Origin of the sequence: Sphingopyxis italica (genome assembly GCF_011926545.1) — a bacterium.
Lineage (GTDB): Bacteria > Pseudomonadota > Alphaproteobacteria > Sphingomonadales > Sphingomonadaceae > Sphingopyxis > Sphingopyxis italica.
Genome location: NZ_JAATIT010000001.1, coordinates 524276 through 541341 on the forward strand (window position 1 = coordinate 524276; position 17066 = coordinate 541341).

11 protein-coding genes are annotated in these 17066 nt (G+C 65.6%); 6 read left to right on the forward strand and 5 right to left on the reverse strand.

Annotated features, from left to right (window positions below; genetic code table 11):
- Positions 1-25: 25 nt before the first annotated feature.
- Complete coding sequence (locus GGR90_RS02250; protein WP_381448610.1) at positions 26-943, forward strand: Gfo/Idh/MocA family protein; 918 nt, start codon at positions 26-28, stop codon at positions 941-943.
- 113 nt (positions 944-1056) lie between these two features.
- Here the strand turns inward: GGR90_RS02250 and GGR90_RS02255 are convergent, their stop codons facing one another.
- From GGR90_RS02255 to GGR90_RS02270, 4 genes are all read right to left on the reverse strand, one after another.
- Positions 1057-2964 carry a family 43 glycosylhydrolase gene (locus GGR90_RS02255; protein ID WP_167919078.1) on the reverse strand — a complete coding sequence of 636 codons (1908 nt, stop codon included), beginning with the start codon at positions 2962-2964 and terminating at the stop codon, positions 1057-1059.
- A complete protein-coding gene (locus GGR90_RS02260; RefSeq protein ID WP_209023535.1) occupies positions 2961-4082 on the reverse strand; it encodes a hypothetical protein in 1122 nt (373 codons plus the stop codon). Before GGR90_RS02260 ends, GGR90_RS02255 begins: the two co-directional genes overlap by 4 nt.
- A gap of 22 nt (positions 4083-4104) precedes the next feature.
- Positions 4105-5685 (reverse strand): sulfatase family protein, encoded by a 1581-nt coding sequence (locus GGR90_RS02265; protein WP_245198368.1) that lies wholly within the window; start codon positions 5683-5685, stop codon positions 4105-4107.
- 62 nt (positions 5686-5747) lie between these two features.
- Positions 5748-6881 (reverse strand): hypothetical protein, encoded by a 1134-nt coding sequence (locus GGR90_RS02270; RefSeq protein ID WP_209023536.1) that lies wholly within the window; start codon positions 6879-6881, stop codon positions 5748-5750.
- Positions 6882-7022: 141 nt separating this feature from the next.
- Here GGR90_RS02270 and GGR90_RS02275 point away from each other — a divergent pair, with 141 nt between their 5' ends.
- Complete coding sequence (locus GGR90_RS02275; protein ID WP_245198369.1) at positions 7023-8447, forward strand: sulfatase-like hydrolase/transferase; 1425 nt, start codon at positions 7023-7025, stop codon at positions 8445-8447.
- 85 nt (positions 8448-8532) lie between these two features.
- Positions 8533-11271, forward strand: a complete 2739-nt coding sequence (locus GGR90_RS02280; protein WP_167919082.1) for a TonB-dependent receptor — start codon at positions 8533-8535, stop codon at positions 11269-11271.
- 86 nt (positions 11272-11357) lie between these two features.
- On the opposite strand, the gene GGR90_RS02285 is transcribed toward GGR90_RS02280, so the two are convergent.
- Positions 11358-13109 carry an arylsulfatase gene (locus GGR90_RS02285; protein WP_167919084.1) on the reverse strand — a complete coding sequence of 584 codons (1752 nt, stop codon included), beginning with the start codon at positions 13107-13109 and terminating at the stop codon, positions 11358-11360.
- Positions 13110-13348: 239 nt separating this feature from the next.
- Here GGR90_RS02285 and dgcN point away from each other — a divergent pair, with 239 nt between their 5' ends.
- The 3 genes from dgcN to GGR90_RS02300 are packed head-to-tail and all read left to right on the forward strand — an operon-like array spanning position 13349 to position 17006.
- The gene (gene dgcN / locus GGR90_RS02290) at positions 13349-14386 is read left to right on the forward strand and encodes an N-acetyltransferase DgcN (protein WP_167919086.1); all 1038 of its coding nucleotides are present in this window, start codon (positions 13349-13351) and stop codon (positions 14384-14386) included.
- A complete protein-coding gene (gene dgcA, locus GGR90_RS02295; protein WP_167919088.1) occupies positions 14344-15333 on the forward strand; it encodes an N-acetyl-D-Glu racemase DgcA in 990 nt (329 codons plus the stop codon). The genes dgcN and dgcA overlap by 43 nt, the downstream gene beginning before the upstream one ends.
- A 38-nt stretch (positions 15334-15371) precedes the next feature.
- On the forward strand, positions 15372-17006 hold the full coding sequence (locus tag GGR90_RS02300; RefSeq protein ID WP_167919090.1) for an N-acyl-D-amino-acid deacylase family protein: 1635 nt from the start codon (positions 15372-15374) through the stop codon (positions 17004-17006).
- The last annotated feature ends 60 nt before the right edge of the window (positions 17007-17066 follow it).

Below are 17066 nucleotides of genomic sequence, written 5' to 3' on the forward strand. Positions count from 1 at the left end.
ATAAATAAAAATAGGATGAAGAATGATGATTCGCTTGGGATTGGTCGGAATCGGAAAAATCGCCCGCGACCAGCATCTTCCCGCTATCCGTGCGGACGATCGATACGAACTTGTCGCGACCGCCAGCCGTCATGCGCAGCTCGATGGCGTGCCCGGGCATGTCGATATCGCCGCGATGATCGCGGGCGACCACCGCCTCGGCGCCGTGTCGATCTGCACCCCCCCGGTCGGCCGCCACGCGATCGCGGCGGCGGCGATCGACGCGGGACTGCATGTCATGCTCGAAAAGCCGCCCGCCGCGACCACGACCGAGATCAGCGCGCTCGCCGATTACGCCCGCGCACGCGGCGTCACGCTGTTCGCGACCTGGCATTCGCGCGAAGCCGCCGGTGTCGGCCCGGCACGCGACTGGCTCAGCGACAAGCGGATTCGCGCCGCGCATATCCGGTGGAAGGAAGATATCCGTCGCTGGCATCCGGGTCAGGAATGGATTCTCGACGCCGGCGGTTTCGGCGTCTTCGATCCCGGTATCAACGCGCTGTCGATCATGGCCGCGATCCTCCCCGCACCGCTATTGCTCGACGCGGCGCAAATCGACATTCCCGAAGGGCGCGGTTCGCCCATCGCCGCAACGATGGCGATGCGGAGCGGCGATGCGGAAGTGACCGCCGACCTCGACTTCCTGCAAACCGGTCCGCAAAGCTGGGATATCGAGGTCGAGACCGACGCGGGCACCTTGCGCCTGTCGATGGGCGGCAGCGTGCTCGAACTGCCGGGCGGCGAGCCGGTCACCCGCGAAGACCGCGAATATCCGCGCCTCTACACGCGCTTCGCCGAGCTGATCGCGGCAGGCAAAAGCGACGTCGACATCCGCCCGCTCCAGCTCGTCGCCGACGCCTTCCTCGTCGCCGAGCGGCGCACCGTCGCCCCCTTCCAATTCTGAGGAATTTCTGACCAGTCGCGCGCGCCGCACCCGCGAACTCCCCAAAAAAAAGCCCGCCAATCCCAAAGGGGACGGCGGGCTGTGGGAGAGTGGAGGAAATCAGAACGCATCGTCTAATCGCGCACGGCGTCGATCCGCGGGATGCCAATCGATTCGGCGTCGCCGATGTCGATCGGCACGAGTCCGAAGTGCATGCGCCACGGCGCTGTCGGGTCGTTGCCGAACATCGTGTACCAGAAACGCCCCTCCTTATCGCGGAACGCGGTGCCATGGCCGCCGTGCGGCGCGCCCATGCGGCGCTGCGTATAAGGGCCGAACAGGTTCTTGGAGGTTCCGTACATCATGTCATAGGTGCCGTGCGTACGGAGCGGACCGTGCCATTCGGCGCCGGTCAGGAAGTAGACGCCGTTCGCCTTGATCAACCCGTTGCCTTCGTAACCGACATGATCGCCGTCGGCATCGACAAGCTGGCGCACCGGTCCCTCGAAGCCGCTGCGCGCGGCGTCGAGCTTGGCGATGTTCCCGCCGCCCCACAGGAAATAGAGGCCATCGTCGTCCTCGAACGGGAAGCCGTCGATGCCTTTGACGAAGTAGCTCTTGGTGACATTCTCATAGGGGCCCTCGGCCTTGCCGGTCTTCGAACGATAGAGCCAGGTCTTGCCCCCAACGCCCTTCTCCATCACCGAGAAGGCGAGGTAATAGGTCTTGTCGCGCGCCGACCACATGATTTCGGGCGCCCAGAGTTCGGCAATATTCTTGCCGAAATCATAGCCCATACCCTCCCATCTCCATATGAAGCCGACCTCGTCCCATTGCTTGAGGTCCGACGAGCGCCACAGCTTCACGCCGCCGTCGGGCTTGTGATAGCCATAGCCGTCGAGCGTCCCGACAAGATAATAGAAGCCGTCACCGCCGAGCGCGACCGACGGGTCGCGCATCGTCTCGCTGGTGATCAGCGCCCCCCGCGCCGCGACCGCGCTGTCCTCGGTGATCACCGACGCCGCCTGCCGCAACCGTCCATCGGGAGCGCGTTCGAGCGGCACCAGCCCGACCTGCTCGCAGAACATCGCGAAGCCGTCGTCGCATTTCGGGTTATAGGCCGCGGCGAGCTTGCCGTCGTCCAACCGCACGATCGAACCGCGCCCGGCGTGCGGCACCGTGAGCGCGCGCATCGTGAACGGACCATAGGGCGTCGGCGCCTCGGCCACGAACAAATCCTCGGTCGCGGTGCGCATCCGCCCCGTAACCTCGCTCGCGGCAAGGACATAGTGCTCGCCGTCGCGGACCATCGCCGCGCCGCGCGTGCCGACGCGCGTGCGCACCGGCCAGTCCTTGCCGACGGGCGGATGCTTGGCGAACAGCGACTGGTCGGGTTTCAGGAAGCGCGGCGCCTCGGCGAGCTTCGCAAAGCCGGGTGCGAGCTTCGCGATCGAGCCGCCGCCCCAGAGAAGATAGCCGGTGCCGTCCTCGTCGACGAACAGCGACACGTCGGACGCGCCCTCGACGAGGCAGCGCGAAGCCTTGAATGCGCCGCCCGGCTGTGCCGCCCGCCCCGTCGCGACGCGCGCGCACCCTGTCTTGTCGGAGAAGGCGAGATAAAGCTTGTCGCCCGCGACCGTCACCGAAGGCGCGAGATAGCGTTCGGACACATCCCCCGGCGCGATGCCATCGCCCGAAATCTTGGCCGGTCCGATGCGCGTCCATTTTTTCGCATCGGGTGAGGTCCAGAGTTCGACGCCGTGCCGCGCCCCGCTGCGCAAACTGGTGCCGGTGAGGATCCAGCCGCCCCCCGGCAGCCGCGCGACCGACGCGTCGCCGATCGGCCGTTCGGAGAAGATGGGCGCCACGGGTTTCGCGTCAGGAGCGGGCATCACCGTCGCATTCCTGTCCATCGACGGGTGATCGGCGAAAATATCGTCGGCGACGGCGGTCTTCAGTTTCTGCTGCGCGTCAGCGGCCGGTGCGAACGACAGTGCCGCCAGTATCAGGCCGGTAATCCAGGTCTTCGTCTGCACTTTCATTTACCCTTCTGGAGCGCCTTGAAATCTTCGAATATCGCATAATTGGGCGCGGCGCTGCCGTCCGCATTCCTGCGGATCGTCGCGGGCGCGAAAACGCTGTTGATCAGCCAAGGGGTCTTGTCGGGGCCGAAATTCTTCGACATCGAACTGCCCTGCTTGAACCCATAGGTCGCAACCGCGAGGCGGCCGGTGTCGCGAAACATCTTCATCTGGTTCGCGACATAATGTTTGCGGTTCTCGAACCACGGGCTCATCCGCAGAAAGTCGTCCCATTGCTCCTTGGGGAACGGCGTTTCGAGCGCGGCCTTGATGATCTGCCAATTCTGCGCGTTGCGCGGCGCCGCATATTTATCGGCAAAGGCGGGCGCCACGACGCCCTTCATATTCCGCTGCCACCACCAGACGAGCGAGAATTCGGTGACGATGAACGTCTGTTCGGGGCGCATCCGCGGCAGGATATAGTCGAGGAAGGGTTTCGATGCCTGGATCGCCGGGATATGCGGATGGATGTTGACCCCGTCGAGTTCGGGTGTCGCCTTGACGAAAGCCATCCAGCGTTCGGTCGATGCGGTCTGGTTCTTCTTGAGGTCCAGCCGGTTGAGCGCGCCCATATACAGGTGCGTCGTGCATGTCCCCGGGCACGCCTTGGTCCGATAGTCGATCACGCGCTTCGCCATCGCTTCGTAAAAGGCGTTGAGGTCGAGGTCGCGGTCCTTCTCGCGGCTTTCGATATAGGGTTCGTTGCCGACGACAAGGATATCGACCTTGCCGATCGCGAGCGGCAGCACCGCATCGACGCGGGCGAGTTCGCGCTCGAATGCGGGCGTGCCCGCCTTCGGAAAGTCGCCACGGTTATAGGGGAATTTCAGCGTCAGGATCGTTTTGTAACCGCGCGTGTGCGCGTCGAGGATCGCCTTGACCGCGCCATGCTCGGCGGCGCCGCGGTCGAGCTGCGGCATCGGCACGAACAGACGGACCCAGCGCGCGTCGGCCTTTTCGAGGTCGCGATAATCGACGTCCTCATAATGCTCGTTGAAATTCGCGCCGAGCGCGCCCTGCGCCTGCGCAATGCCCGGCAGGCAGCCGATCGCCGCAGCGGCGGCCAATAATCCCCGCATTGTCATCTCCTTCAAATCCTGATCACGGCCGGCTGCGGCCGTCCTTTTCGATTTTTTCGAGCCGCGCCGCGAGCTTGGCGGTCAGATCGGGCATCTTCGCGGCCAGATCCGCGCGCTCGCCGGGGTCGCGCGCGAGATTGTAGAGCTGATGCCGCGGCAGCGTGCCGATCGCATTGCCATGAAACTCGTGCGGTTCCACGCTGCCGCGAATGAACTTCCAGTCGCCGGCGCGCAGCGCCAGAATGCGCGCGCCGCTGCTCGCGACGGTCGATCCCGTCGTGACCATCAGCTTGGTATCCTCGACCACATACTCGCGCCCGCGTTCGCTGCGTCCCATCAGCGGGATGAGCATGTCGAAGCTGTCGACCGCGGCACCCTGCGGCAGCGCCTGCCCGACCAGCGCGGCGAGCGAGGCGACCATGTCGACATGATCGACCAGTGCCTCCGAAACATGAGCTTCACGCACGTGCCCCGGCCAGCTGACGATCATCGGCACGCGCGTGCCGCCTTCATAGATGCTGTATTTGCCGCTCCTATAGGGCCCCGACGGCTTGTGACCGCCCGCAAGCTCGACCGCCTGGTCCTCATAACCGTCGAACAGGATCGGGCCATTGTCGCTGCTGAGGATGACGAGCGTGTCGTCGGCGATGCCGAGTTCGGCGAGCTTGTCCATCAGCGCACCGACGGTCCAGTCGAACTGGACGATCGTGTCGCCGCGCGGCCCCATGCCCGATGCCCCGGCGAAGCGCGGATGCGGCGCGCGCGGGACATGCGGCTCGTTCATCGCGAAATAGAGGAAGAAGGGCTTATCCTTCCGCTCGGCCACGAAATCGATCGCCTTGCCGAGGAGCTGGTCGGTGAGCTCTTCATCCTTCCAGCGCGCCGCCTTGCCACCGGTCATATAGCCGATACGGCTGATGCCGTTGACGATCGTGTTCGAATGTTCGGGGTCGGCGCCGAACTTCAATCGTTCGGGATGCTCGGCGCCGGTCGGCTCGTCGCCGACCTTGGCCTTGTAATCGACGCGGATCGGATCGGTGGGGTCGAGGTTCACGACGCGCCGGTTCTCGATCAGCACCGTCGGAACGCGGTCGAGCGTCGCGGGCATGAAATAGCCATAGTCGAAGCCGATATCGAGCGGCCCGGGCGCGATCGCTCCGTTCCAGTCGACCTTGCCGTCGCCGAGGCCAAGGTGCCATTTGCCGACGACGCCGGTGGCATAGCCCGCCTTCTTCAGCATATGCGGCAGGGTGAATTGCCCCGGCCGGATCAACGCGGGGGCATCGCCGGGCAAGATCTGCGTTCCCGACGCGCGCCAGGCATAATCGCCGGTCAGCAGGGCATAACGCGAAGGCGTGCAGGTGGCCGAGGGCGAATGCGCGTTGACGAAGCGCGTCCCGCGCGCCGCGAGGCGATCGACATGGGGCGTCTTGAGCGCCGTCGCCCCATAACAGCCGAGGTCGCCATAGCCGAGATCATCGGCATATATGACGATGATATTCGGCTTGAGGCGTGCCGCAGCGGCCGATGCCGCGACGCGCGGCATGACGGCAGCCCCCGCGCCCGCCAGCAGGAGCGCCCGACGTGACAACGCAAATTTCAACCGCCCCTCCTATCCGCCCGGGTCCATATTCGAACGATTATGCGAATTAGATAGGATATATCTTATTTATTTGGATCATGCAACGCGGAGGCTATTTTCGCCTGCATCCGCCGGAAATCATCGATCCACGCATAGTTGAATGCCGCAGTGCCATCGGCATTCGGCCGGATCGTGCGCCCCGCATAGACGCTGTTGAGCAGCCAGGGCGTCTTCTTCGGGCCGAAATTGTTCGACATCGAACTGCCCTGCTTGAAGCCGTATGTCGCAACCGCGAGCCGCCCGGTGTCGCGGAATATCTTCATCTGGTTGGCGAGATAATGTTTGCGGTTTTCGAACCACGGGCTCATCCGCAGGAAATCGTCCCATTGCTCCTTGGGAAAAGGCGTCTCGAGCGCGGCGTGGATGATCTGCCAGTTCTGCGCGGTGCGCGGCGCCTGATATTTATCGGCGAAGGCCGGGGCGACCGGCTTGGTCAGATTTTTCTGCCACCAGCCGACGAGCGAGAATTCGGTGACGATGAACGTCTGCTCGGGGCGCATTCTCGGCAAAATATAGTCGAGAAACGCCTTCGATAGCTCGATTTTGGGAACATGGGGGTGGATGTTGACGCCCTCGATCGCGGGCGTCGCTTTCACGAACGCCAGCCAGCGTTCGGTCGACGGCGTGATATTTTTCTTGAGGTCGAGCCGGTTGAGCGCCCCCATATAGAGCCTCGTCTTGCAGTCGCTGCCGCAGTTCGCGTTGCGATAGGCGATGATGCGCCCCGCCATCGCTTCGTAAAAGGCATTGAGGTCGAGGTCGCGGTCCTGCTCGCGCGTTTCGAAATAGGGCTCGTTGCCGATCACCAATATATCGACCTTGCCCATCACCAGCGGCAAAACCGCATCGAGCCGCGCGAGTTCGCGTGCGAACGCCGCGCTTCCCGCCTCGGGAAAATCGCGGTCCTTTTGCGGCCATTTGAGCGTGAAGATCGTCTTGTATCCGCGCGCGCCGGCTTCAAGCGTCGTGCGGATGGCGCCATGTCCGGCCGCCCCGCGATCGACCTGCGGCATCGGCAGGAACAGACGGATCCATTTCGCCCCCGCGCTATCGAGTTCGCGATAGTCGACATCTTCGTAGTGCTCGTTGAAATTGGCGCCGAGCGCCCCCTGCGCCGCGGCAGCGACCGGCTGCAACGCCAGTATCAAACCTGCCACTCCAACCCATTTCCTCAGCATTTCATCCTCCCCCTCACGCCGCAAACTTGACTCATCTTAATTATACGATAATACAGATATAACGAAAGATGAGCAAGGGAGGGATAGATGAAATCGGCACGACGTACGCGTCGATGGGCGATGGGGGCGGCAGGAGCCGCCCTTTTCGCGATGCTCGGCACCGCGATCGTCCCCGCCCACGGTTTCGCGCCGAGCCTCGCGCCAGCAGACGCGGCTCCGCGCGCACCGGCGCCGGAACCGAACATCCTCTTCATTCTGATCGACGACATGGGATTTGCCGACCTCTCGCTGACCGGCAACAAGCTGGTCGCCACGCCGAACATCGACGCCCTCGCGCGCGACGGCATGGTGATGACGCAATTCTATGACGCGGCGCCGATCTGCTCGCCCTCGCGCGCCGGGTTTATGACCGGCCGCTTTCCCGCGCGCGACCGCTTCGTCACCTATATCGACGGCCGGAAGCGCAACCGCGCCTTCGGCCAGGCCGACTGGCTCGACCCGTCGCTTCCGGTGCTGCCGCGCTTGATGCGGCAGGCGGGCTATGCCACCGGCCATTTCGGCAAATGGCACCTCGGCGGCGGCCGCGACATCGGCGACGCGCCGCTCCCCTCGGCCTATGGCTTCGACGAAAGCTATACGCAGTGGGAAGGCCTCGGCCCACGCGTCCTGCCGACCGATCTCACCAACCGGCTCGGGCAGCAAAGCGCCGAACTCGGTCAGGGCCCGGTCGAATGGCTGCCGCGCGCGAAGATTACCGGTCGCTTTGTCGACAAGACGCTCGATTTCGTCGGGCGCAGCAAGGACCGTCCGTGGTTCGCGCAGCTGTGGCTGACCGACATGCACACACCGTGGGTGCCCAGCGCCGAGCAGCTCGCCGCCACCAAGGGCAAGGGCGCGACGCCGCGCGAGGACCAGTTCCTTGCCGTGCTCGTCGCGATGGATGCCGAGATCGGCCGGCTCATCGACGGGCTGCGGCAGGCGGGCGAACTCGACGATACGCTGATCGTCTTCACCTCGGACAATGGCCCCACCATCGGCGCCAACGCGCCGGGGTCGGCGGCGCCCTACCGCGGCCGGAAAGCGAGCCTCTATGAAGGCGGCATCCGCCAGCCCTTGATCATCCGCTGGCCCGGCCATATCGCCGCCGGCGGCCGCGATGCGCAGAGCGTGGCGCAGGCGGTGGACCTGCTGCCGACGCTCGCCGCGATCACCGGCGCCCCCACGCCTGCGGGGATCGACGGCATCGACATGTCCGCCGCATGGCGCGGCCGGCCGATCGCGTCGCGTCCCGATATTTACAGCCATATCGCCCGCCCCGGCGGCGAAGCTTTCGGACCGCTCTATTCGATCCGGTCAGGCCCTTGGAAACTACTGATGAACGCCGACGGCGGCAGTGCAGAACTCTATAATATCGAAGACGATCCACGGGAACAGCGTGACCGGCAGGCCGATGCCCCCGCGATCGCGGCCAAGCTGTCGGCAAGACTTTCAAAATGGATCGCCGGCCTGCCGCCGCCGGCCTTGCCGCGACGCCGCGCGATGTAGCGCGCTCCCGCGAGGCTAGAAACGCGCACACTTTATTTTATCATATTAATTATATATATAACCAACAACCAAGGGGGAGAGTTTAATGCGAAACCGAATAATCCTGGCGTGCACCACGTCGGCCTTGGCGCTTGTCGCCATGCCGTCGGCCGCACTGGCGCAGGACCAAGATGGACAGGTCACCGTCGAGTCGGCGCCCGAGGACCCGACGGCGGACGACGCGATCGTCGTAACCGCGATCCAGCGCAGCCTCGCGACGTCGCAGGCGATCAAGCAAGACTCCGACCAGATCGTCGATTCGATCGTAGCCGAGGATATCGGCAAGCTGCCCGACGTGACCGCGACCGAGTCGCTCGCCCGCATCACCGGCGTTCAGGTCGATTATGCCAACGGCACCGCCGCCGGCACCCGTGTTCGCGGCCTGCCCAACATCGCCACCACCTATAACGGGCGCGAACTCTTCACTGGCCAGGGCCGCGCGGTCGCGCTTCAGGATTTTCCATCGAGCAGCATCGCGCGCATCGACGTCTATAAATCGGGCAGCGCCAATCTGCTCGAACCCGGCGTTGCGGGTCTGATCGACGTGCGCGCGCGCAAGCCGCTCGACTTCAAGGGCGACCGCATCGCCGGCGGCGTCAGCGGCGTACACTGGAAACAGTCGCAGAAACTGGGCGTCGACGCGAACCTTCTGCTCAGCAAGCGGTGGGAAACGGGTATCGGCGACATCGGCTTCCTGATCGAGGGGTCCTATACCGACCTCAAATTCCTCGATTCCTCGCGCAACGTCGCGCAGGCGATTCTCAGCCGCAACGTCGCGGGCCTCGGCACGATCCGTTACCCTTCGTTCGTGAACATCAACTACAATACCGCCGACCGCTACCGGCCGTCGGTGGCAACCGCGCTGCAATGGCGCCCGAGCAACGAACTCGAACTCTATGCCGACTTCCTGTTCCAGGGCTATCGGAGCAGCGGGTACGGCAGCAACCTTCAGATCAACTCGGGCGTCCAGGCCAACCTGACCGACATCGAGCTGTTCCCCGGCACCAACAAGGTCAAGAGCATGACCGCAAGCGCCGGCGGCGTTCCGACGGGCAACCAGAATGTCGTCACTGGCAAGACCGACACCTATCAGGCGGGCACCGGCTTCATCTGGAAGCGCGACGGCCTGAAGATCACCGGCGACGTCGCCTTCACCGATTCGACCTACACCCGCGAAACGACGCAGTTCAACTATTCGCTCGTCGTGCCGCAGCCGACGCGTACCTATGATTTCGACACCGACATCGGCGCCGGCGGCGGCGGGGTCGTCGTGTCCAATTTCCCCGTCAACGATCCCGCGCGCTATCGCATGGTGGCGCTCGGCGAAAATGGCGAGCAGAGTCACGGCCGCGACTGGCAGGGGCGACTCGACCTCGACTACCGGATGGGTCCGACGGGCATCACCAACGTCCAGGCGGGTGTCCGCTTCAACAGCCGCGATTTCGACTTCGCCAACTATTCGGAAAGGGGCAACGCGCCCGCCGGTCAATTCTATTCGCTGCTGCCGCTCGACTATCACACCGTCGCCCCGGGTTTCCGCGGCGACAAGGTGCCGATCACGCGCGTCTTCCTGACCCCGACGGCCGACAGCATCATGGGGAATCTGGACTTCCTGCGCGATCTTACGGGCGACCGCACCGAAGTCCCGCCGTTCGATCGGGTCTTTTTCGGGAATGAAAAGGGATATGCGGGCTATGTCCAGGGCCGCTATGCCTTCGACCTCGGCAGCATGACGGTCGATGGCCTCGTCGGCCTTCGCGCCGTGCGCACCGAGACCGAGATCAACGGGTTCGACCGGGTGACCGAGGGTGGTGAGACGATCTTGCGGCCGGTATCGCGCAGCAAATCCTATACCGATTTCCTGCCCAACGTCAGCGCGCGCCTGCGCCTGACGCCCAAGCTGCAGCTTCGCCTCGCCTTCACGGAGACACGGACGCGGCCCGGTTTCGGAGATCTGAATCCCTCGCTCACGATCGGCGCCCCGGCCACGATCTGCACGCCCAGCCCGGACGATCCGGAGGCAGGGCCGGACAATCCCAATTGCGTCCGCACCTCGAACGGCGGCAACGCCGATCTCGAGCCGATCAAGTCGCAAAACTACGACGCGTCGCTCGAATGGTATTTCTCGCGCGGCGGCTCGCTCACGCTCGGTCTTTTCCAGCGCGACGTGACCGGCTTCATCTCCGACTTCACGACCGATGTGGAGGACGCCGAATTCGGCCGCCTGCGCGTCACGCGGCCGTTCAACGGCGGCAAAGGCCGGCTGCGCGGCATCGAGGCGGCGTTCCGCACCTTCCTCCGCTTCCCGCAACTGCCCGAATGGCTGCAGAATTTCGGCGTCCTCGCAAACTACACCTATATCGATCATGGAACCGAATTGCCCGAGGCGCTGGCCGAAAGTCTGCCGGGCCAGCAGCGGATCGCGGGGGTGTCGAACCATATTGCGAACGCATCGGTCTTTTACGAGAACCAGTCCTTCTCGGCGCGGCTTTCGTATAATTACCGGTCGGATTTCGTGGTCGTCTATAACCGCGTGAACGACCCGTCGCTCGGCGCAGGGGTGCTTGGCCCGACGCTTCCCGTGGTCGAAGACGGCCGCGGCAGCCTCGACTTCAACGCCACGCTCGATCCGACGAAGAATGTCACCATCGCGTTCAGCGCAACGAACTTGCTCGGCGCGGCGGCGACCAACCACCGGCAATATGACGCCGAGGGCAACACCTATCCGTGGCAGACGCGTTTCCTCGAGACGATCTACCGCGTCGGCGTCCGTTTTCGTTTCTGATCCCATCCTCCAAGGGAACATCGGCCCGCAATCGCCATCCGGCGATTGCGGGCTTTCTTTTTGGGGCGAGGCGCGCCCCGGCTGCATCATGCGCCGGCCGCGGCCTGCGCGGCACGCTTGCGTTTGCCCTTGCCGTGCTTGCCCTTGCCCGGCGCCTTGCCGCCCTCCAGCCGGCCCTTGATCACGCCGCCGTCGACCTTGTTCGGCCACGGATCGACGAAGCTCTTCGCGGCCCAGTCGTTCCATTGCTGCGTCATACGCGCGGCGATGTCGGGGTGCGCGGCGGCAAGATCGCGGGTCTCGGTCCGGTCGGTGCTCATGTCGTAAAGCTGCCAGGGGGCGCCGAACTGCGCGACCAGCTTCCACTTGCCGTCGCGCACCGCCTTGTTGCCCTCATGCTCCCAGAATATCGGCACGCTGCGCGTCAGCGGCTTGCCATCGAATGCGCCGGCGAAGCTGCGCCCCGACATCGGACGGATGTCGTGCCCGTCGAAGCGCGCGGGATATTTGGCGCCGGCGAGTTCGGCCAGCGTCGGCATGACATCGACCAGATGGCCGGGCTCGCGCACCATCGTGCCGCGGACCTTCGCGTCGATCCCGGCGGGCCACGAGGCGATCAGCGGCGTCGCGATGCCGCCTTCCTCGGCATAATGTTTGAAATAGCGGAACGGCGTGTTCTGGAGCGTCGCCCAGTTGAGCCCGACGAAGATGTTCGAATATTTGCCGCCCCACGGCGCCGCGCCGGTGCGGCCGTCAGGGCCGCTTTCGGCGTTGCCGCCATTGTCCGACATGAAGAGAATGAGCGTATTGTCGAACTCACCGCGCGCCTTCAAATCGGCGACGAGCGTTCCGATCGCCTTGTCCATGCGCGAGATGGCGGCGGCATAGACCGCCATGATCGTGTCGAACCGCTCCTTGTCGGCGGCGGGCAGCTTATCCCAGTCATAGGCTTCCGGCAGCACATCGGGCAGCGTCGCGTCAGCCGCGATCAAGCCCGTCTTCTTCTGGCGCTCGAACCGGTCGCGGCGCAGCTGATCCCAGCCCGCCATATATTTGCCTTTGAATTTCGCGATCTCGTCGGCGGGCGCCATCACCGGAAAGTGGACCGCGGTGAACGGCAGATAGAGGAAGAAGGGTTTGCCCGCCACCTTCGCCTCGTCGACGAAACGCACGGTCCAGTCGACGAGCATGTCCGACGCATACCATTCGCCCTTCCCCACTTCGGGCGAATCGAGCCGCGCCTGCCGGCCGTCGATCGTAACGAAGGTCCGCCCCTTGCCCGGCTGATCGGGGAAATAGGTTCCGCCTTTCTGGAACATCGACCGGTCGAATCCCACCGCTTTCGGCGGCGTGCCATGCTGTGCGCCGACATGCCATTTGCCCGCCATGCCGGTGAAATAACCTGCGGGCTTCAGCACCTCGGCGATCGTGACCGCGCGGTCGGCGAGCCGTCCCTGAAAGCCGCCGAGACCGGGACGCACGATGCTGTCGAGGCCGCCCATCCCCGCCTCGTGCGGATAGAGCCCCGTCAGCAGCGACGCACGCGACGGGCTGCAGCGCGCTGAATTGTAGAATTGCGTGAAGCGGAGGCCGTTCGCGGCCAGCGCGTCGAGATTCGGCGTCGGGATCTCGCTGCCATAAGGGCCGATGTCCGAAAACCCCATGTCGTCGACGAGGATGACGATCACATTGGGGCGCTTTGCCTGCTGGGCGGCCGCCAAGGCGGCGGGCCGGGCCGGGGTCTGCGCGGTCGCGGGAAGCGCGCATGGGCCGGCGAGCAGGGCCAGCGCGGTTGCGGTCGTGGCGGTGGCGCGCAGGACGGACTTCACGATGTTCATACATATTCCCCTGTCGACGATTGAATTGACCTATTTATCCTACAATAATTGTCGCAGAAGTATGTTAGTCACTGTCGGGTGCGCTGGCCCGCTCGAAAGCCGACGCGATCCCTCGCCGGTCGGGCTGGCGACCATGGTCCGGAGATATAGCTTATAGTTATGGGCCTGCCTCGCCTTTGAAGACGCGCGCGCCGGGGGCTTCGAGCATGATGCCCCTGTCCCCACCTGAGAGGCCTTTCATGATCGCCAGCCCCTACCTCCTCTATCTTGGCCATGTGAACGACGAAGTCGGCATCAAGACTTCGCGCGGCCTCGCGGTTTTCCGGCCCGACGATTGCGTCGGCGAATTTCGCCACGACGATTGCGAGCTGACGCTGGGCCTCCCGCGCATGGGCTTTGCCGAAGCGGTCGCCGCGGGCGCCCGGACGCTCGTGCTCGGCATCGCCAATGCGGGCGGCAAGATGGGCGACGATCTGGTTCGCGACGCCGTCGCGGCGATCGAGGCCGGGCTCGACGTCGCCTCGGGCCTCCACAACCGGCTGCGCGACGAGCCGGCACTGGTCGAAACGGCCGGGCGCCACGGCCGCACGCTCCACGACGTGCGCGATCCGCGCCCCGACATTCCGATCGGCAACGGCAAGCCGCGCGCCGGCAAGCGGCTGCTCGCCGTCGGCACCGATTGTTCGGTCGGCAAGATGTACGCGACCCTCTGCCTCGAACGCGCGATGCACGCGCGCGGCATGAAGGCCGATTTCCGCGCGACGGGCCAGACCGGCATCCTGATCGCGGGCAGCGGCGTGCCGCTCGACGCGGTGATCGCCGATTTCATCTCGGGCGCGATCGAACAGCTGTCGCCGCCGCGCGACGATGATGGCTGGGACCTGATCGAGGGTCAGGGCTCGCTCTTCCACCCCTCCTTCGCCGGGGTTTCGACGGGCCTCCTCCACGGCGCGCAGCCCGACGCGCTGTTACTGTGCCACGACCCCGTGCGCCCGCACATGCGCGGGCTGCCGCATTATCCGATGCCGGGTCTTCGCGAGACGCTCGACGCGAACCTCCAGGTCGCGCGGCTCACCAACCCCGACGTCCGCGCCGTCGGCGTCGCGCTCAACACGTCCAAGCTGTCCGCCGCCGAGGCCGAACGGCTGTGCGCCGAAACCGCCGACGCGCTCGGCCTGCCCTGCACCGACCCCTTTTCCATGGGCGTCGACCCCATCATCGACTGGATCGTCAAATGCTTCGAACCCTCGCCGCGCAAAGCGACGCTTTCCCTCTAGCCCGGCCGTTCCGCATCTCGCGCGGGGTCAAGACCGTCGCGGATGTGGTGACGGTCGAAATCGGGCACGACGGCCTCACCGGGCGCGGCGAAGGCGTGCCCTATCCGCGCTATGGCGAATCGATCGCGGGCGCGCTGGCGGCGATCGAAGCGGCGCGCGGCGCGATCGCGGCGGGTGCGACGCGCGAAGATCTGGCCGAAATCATGCCCGCGGGCGCCGCGCGCAACGCGGTCGATTGCGCGCTGTGGGATCTCGAAGCGAAAACATCGGGACAGAGTGTCACCGACCGCCTCGGCCGCCCGCCGCTTGGCGCCACCCCGACCGCGATCACCGTCGGCCTCGACGATCCGGCCGCGATGGGCGCCGCCGCCCGCGCGCTCGCTCGCGTCCCGCTGATCAAGATCAAGGTCGACCGCAGCGATCCCGAAACGCAGATCCGCACCGTGCGCAATGCGGCGCCCGCCCCGCGCGTCATCGTCGACCCCAATGAAAGCTGGACCTTCGCCGAGGTCGAGCGGCTCCAGCCCCTGCTCGCCGAACTGCGGATCGACCTTCTCGAACAGCCGCTGCCGGCGGACGACGACGACGCGCTCGCGGGCTTCGCCCCGCTCGTGCCGATCGCCGCCGATGAATCGGCGCATGTCGCGGGCGACGTCGGCGCGCTCGCGGAGAAATATCAGGTCGTCAACATCAAGCTCGACAAGACGGGCGGGCTGACCGGCGCGCTCGCGCTCGCCGATGCCGCCGCCGCCGCCGGGCTCGGGGTGATGACCGGCAGCATGATTTCCTCGTCCCTGTCGATCGCGCCCGCGCTGATAATCGCGGCGCGATCGGCCTTCGTCGATCTCGACGGCCCCTTGTGGCTGGCGAACGATCGGCCGGGCGGCGTCGAGCACGGCACGGGTGTCTTGACGCCGCCCGCACGAGGCTTTTGGGGAACGGTATAAAGTCCTTAGCTATGTAAGAAAAAAAAGGGGAGTCGCACATGATCCGTTCTTTGAGGACAAGCAGCGCGATCGTCGCGCTTTTCGCCGCGAGTGTTGTCATGGCATCGCCGGGGACCGCGCAGCCCGATGGCGGCGCCGACCTGATCCTGCGCGGCGGCACCATCTATAGCGGCGAGGCCGCGCCCTTTCGCGGCGACGTCGCGATCCGCGGCGACCGCATCACCTATGTCGGCCCGAAAGCCCCGGGGACCGCGGCGCGGACGATCGACGCCACCGGGCTGATCGTCGCGCCCGGCTTCATCGATCCCCATACCCATGTGGGCGAGGCGCTTGCCTCCTCCGATCCCGCCGCGCGGCTTGTCCTCCCCTTTTTGACGCAGGGCGTCACCACCGCCTTCATCGGCGTCGATGGCGGCGGCGATCCCGATATCGCCCGTATCTTCGGCACCGCAAAGGCTGGCGCGGGCGGCGAAGGCGAAGCGGGGCTGGGTCAGTCGACGCGCGACTTCGGGATCAATTTCGCCGCTTATGTGGGCCTCGGCGCGGTGCGTGCGAAAGTCGTCGGCGCCGCCGACCGCGCGCCGACGCCCGCCGAACTCGGCGAGATGACCGGCCTGGTCGACAAGGCGATGTGCGACGGCGCGCTCGGCCTTTCGACCGGGCTCTTCTATGCCCCGCAAAGCTTCGCCAAGCGGGGCGAAGTGGTCGCGCTCGCCAAGGCCGCGGCGGCGAAGGGCGGCATCTACGACAGCCATTTGCGCGACGAATCGAGCTATACGATCGGCCTGACCGCCGCCGTCGACGAAGCCCTGTCGATCGGCCGCGACGCGAACATTCCCGTGCATATCGCGCATATCAAGGCGCTCGGCGTCGATGTCCACGGTCAGGCTCAAGCCGTGATCGCGCAGATCGAAAAGGCGCAAAAGGCCGGACAGATCGTCCACGCCGACCAATATCCCTGGTCGGCATCGGGCACCGGCCTGTCGGCCGCGCTGCTCCCGCGCTGGGCGCAGGACGGTGGGCGCGCGGCGATGCTGAAGCGTTTCGACGATAGCGCGGCGATGGCGCGGATGCGGCCCGAGATCGCCGAAAATCTGCGCCGCCGCGGCGGCCCCGCATCGCTGCTGATCACCTCGGGTCCGGGCGGAACCGAGAACAAGACGCTCGAAGACGTCGCCAAGGAGCGCAGCGTCGATCCGGTCGATGCCGCGATCGCGATACTCCGCCAGCGCGAGGCCGGGGTCGCCTCGTTCAACCAGACCGAGCCCGACATCGCCGCCTTTATGACGCGTCCGTGGGTCGTCACCAGTTCGGACGCCTCGCGCGGCCACCCGCGCTACTACGCCTCCTACGCGCGCAAATATGCGACCTATGTGAAGGACAAGCGGGTGCTCGACCTTCGCAGCTTCATCGCGCAGAGCACGGCGGTCCCCGCGCGGCTGTTCGGGCTGGAGGGACGCGGCGAGCTCAAGGCCGGCGCCTTCGCCGACGTCATCGCCTTCGATCCCGCGACCTTCGCGCCGCGCGCCGACTATGCGCATCCCGCGCTCTTTTCGACCGGGATGCGCTTCGTGCTCGTCAACGGGGTGCTCGCGCTCGAGAATGGCGAGCCGACGGGCGCCGCGGGCGGGACGCCGCTGCCGCGCACACCGGCGGCGGGCAGCTGCACATAATTCAGGGAAATGCGCCGGCCGCGCCGGCGGAACGGAGGCGTCCTTCACGCGAAACAAACA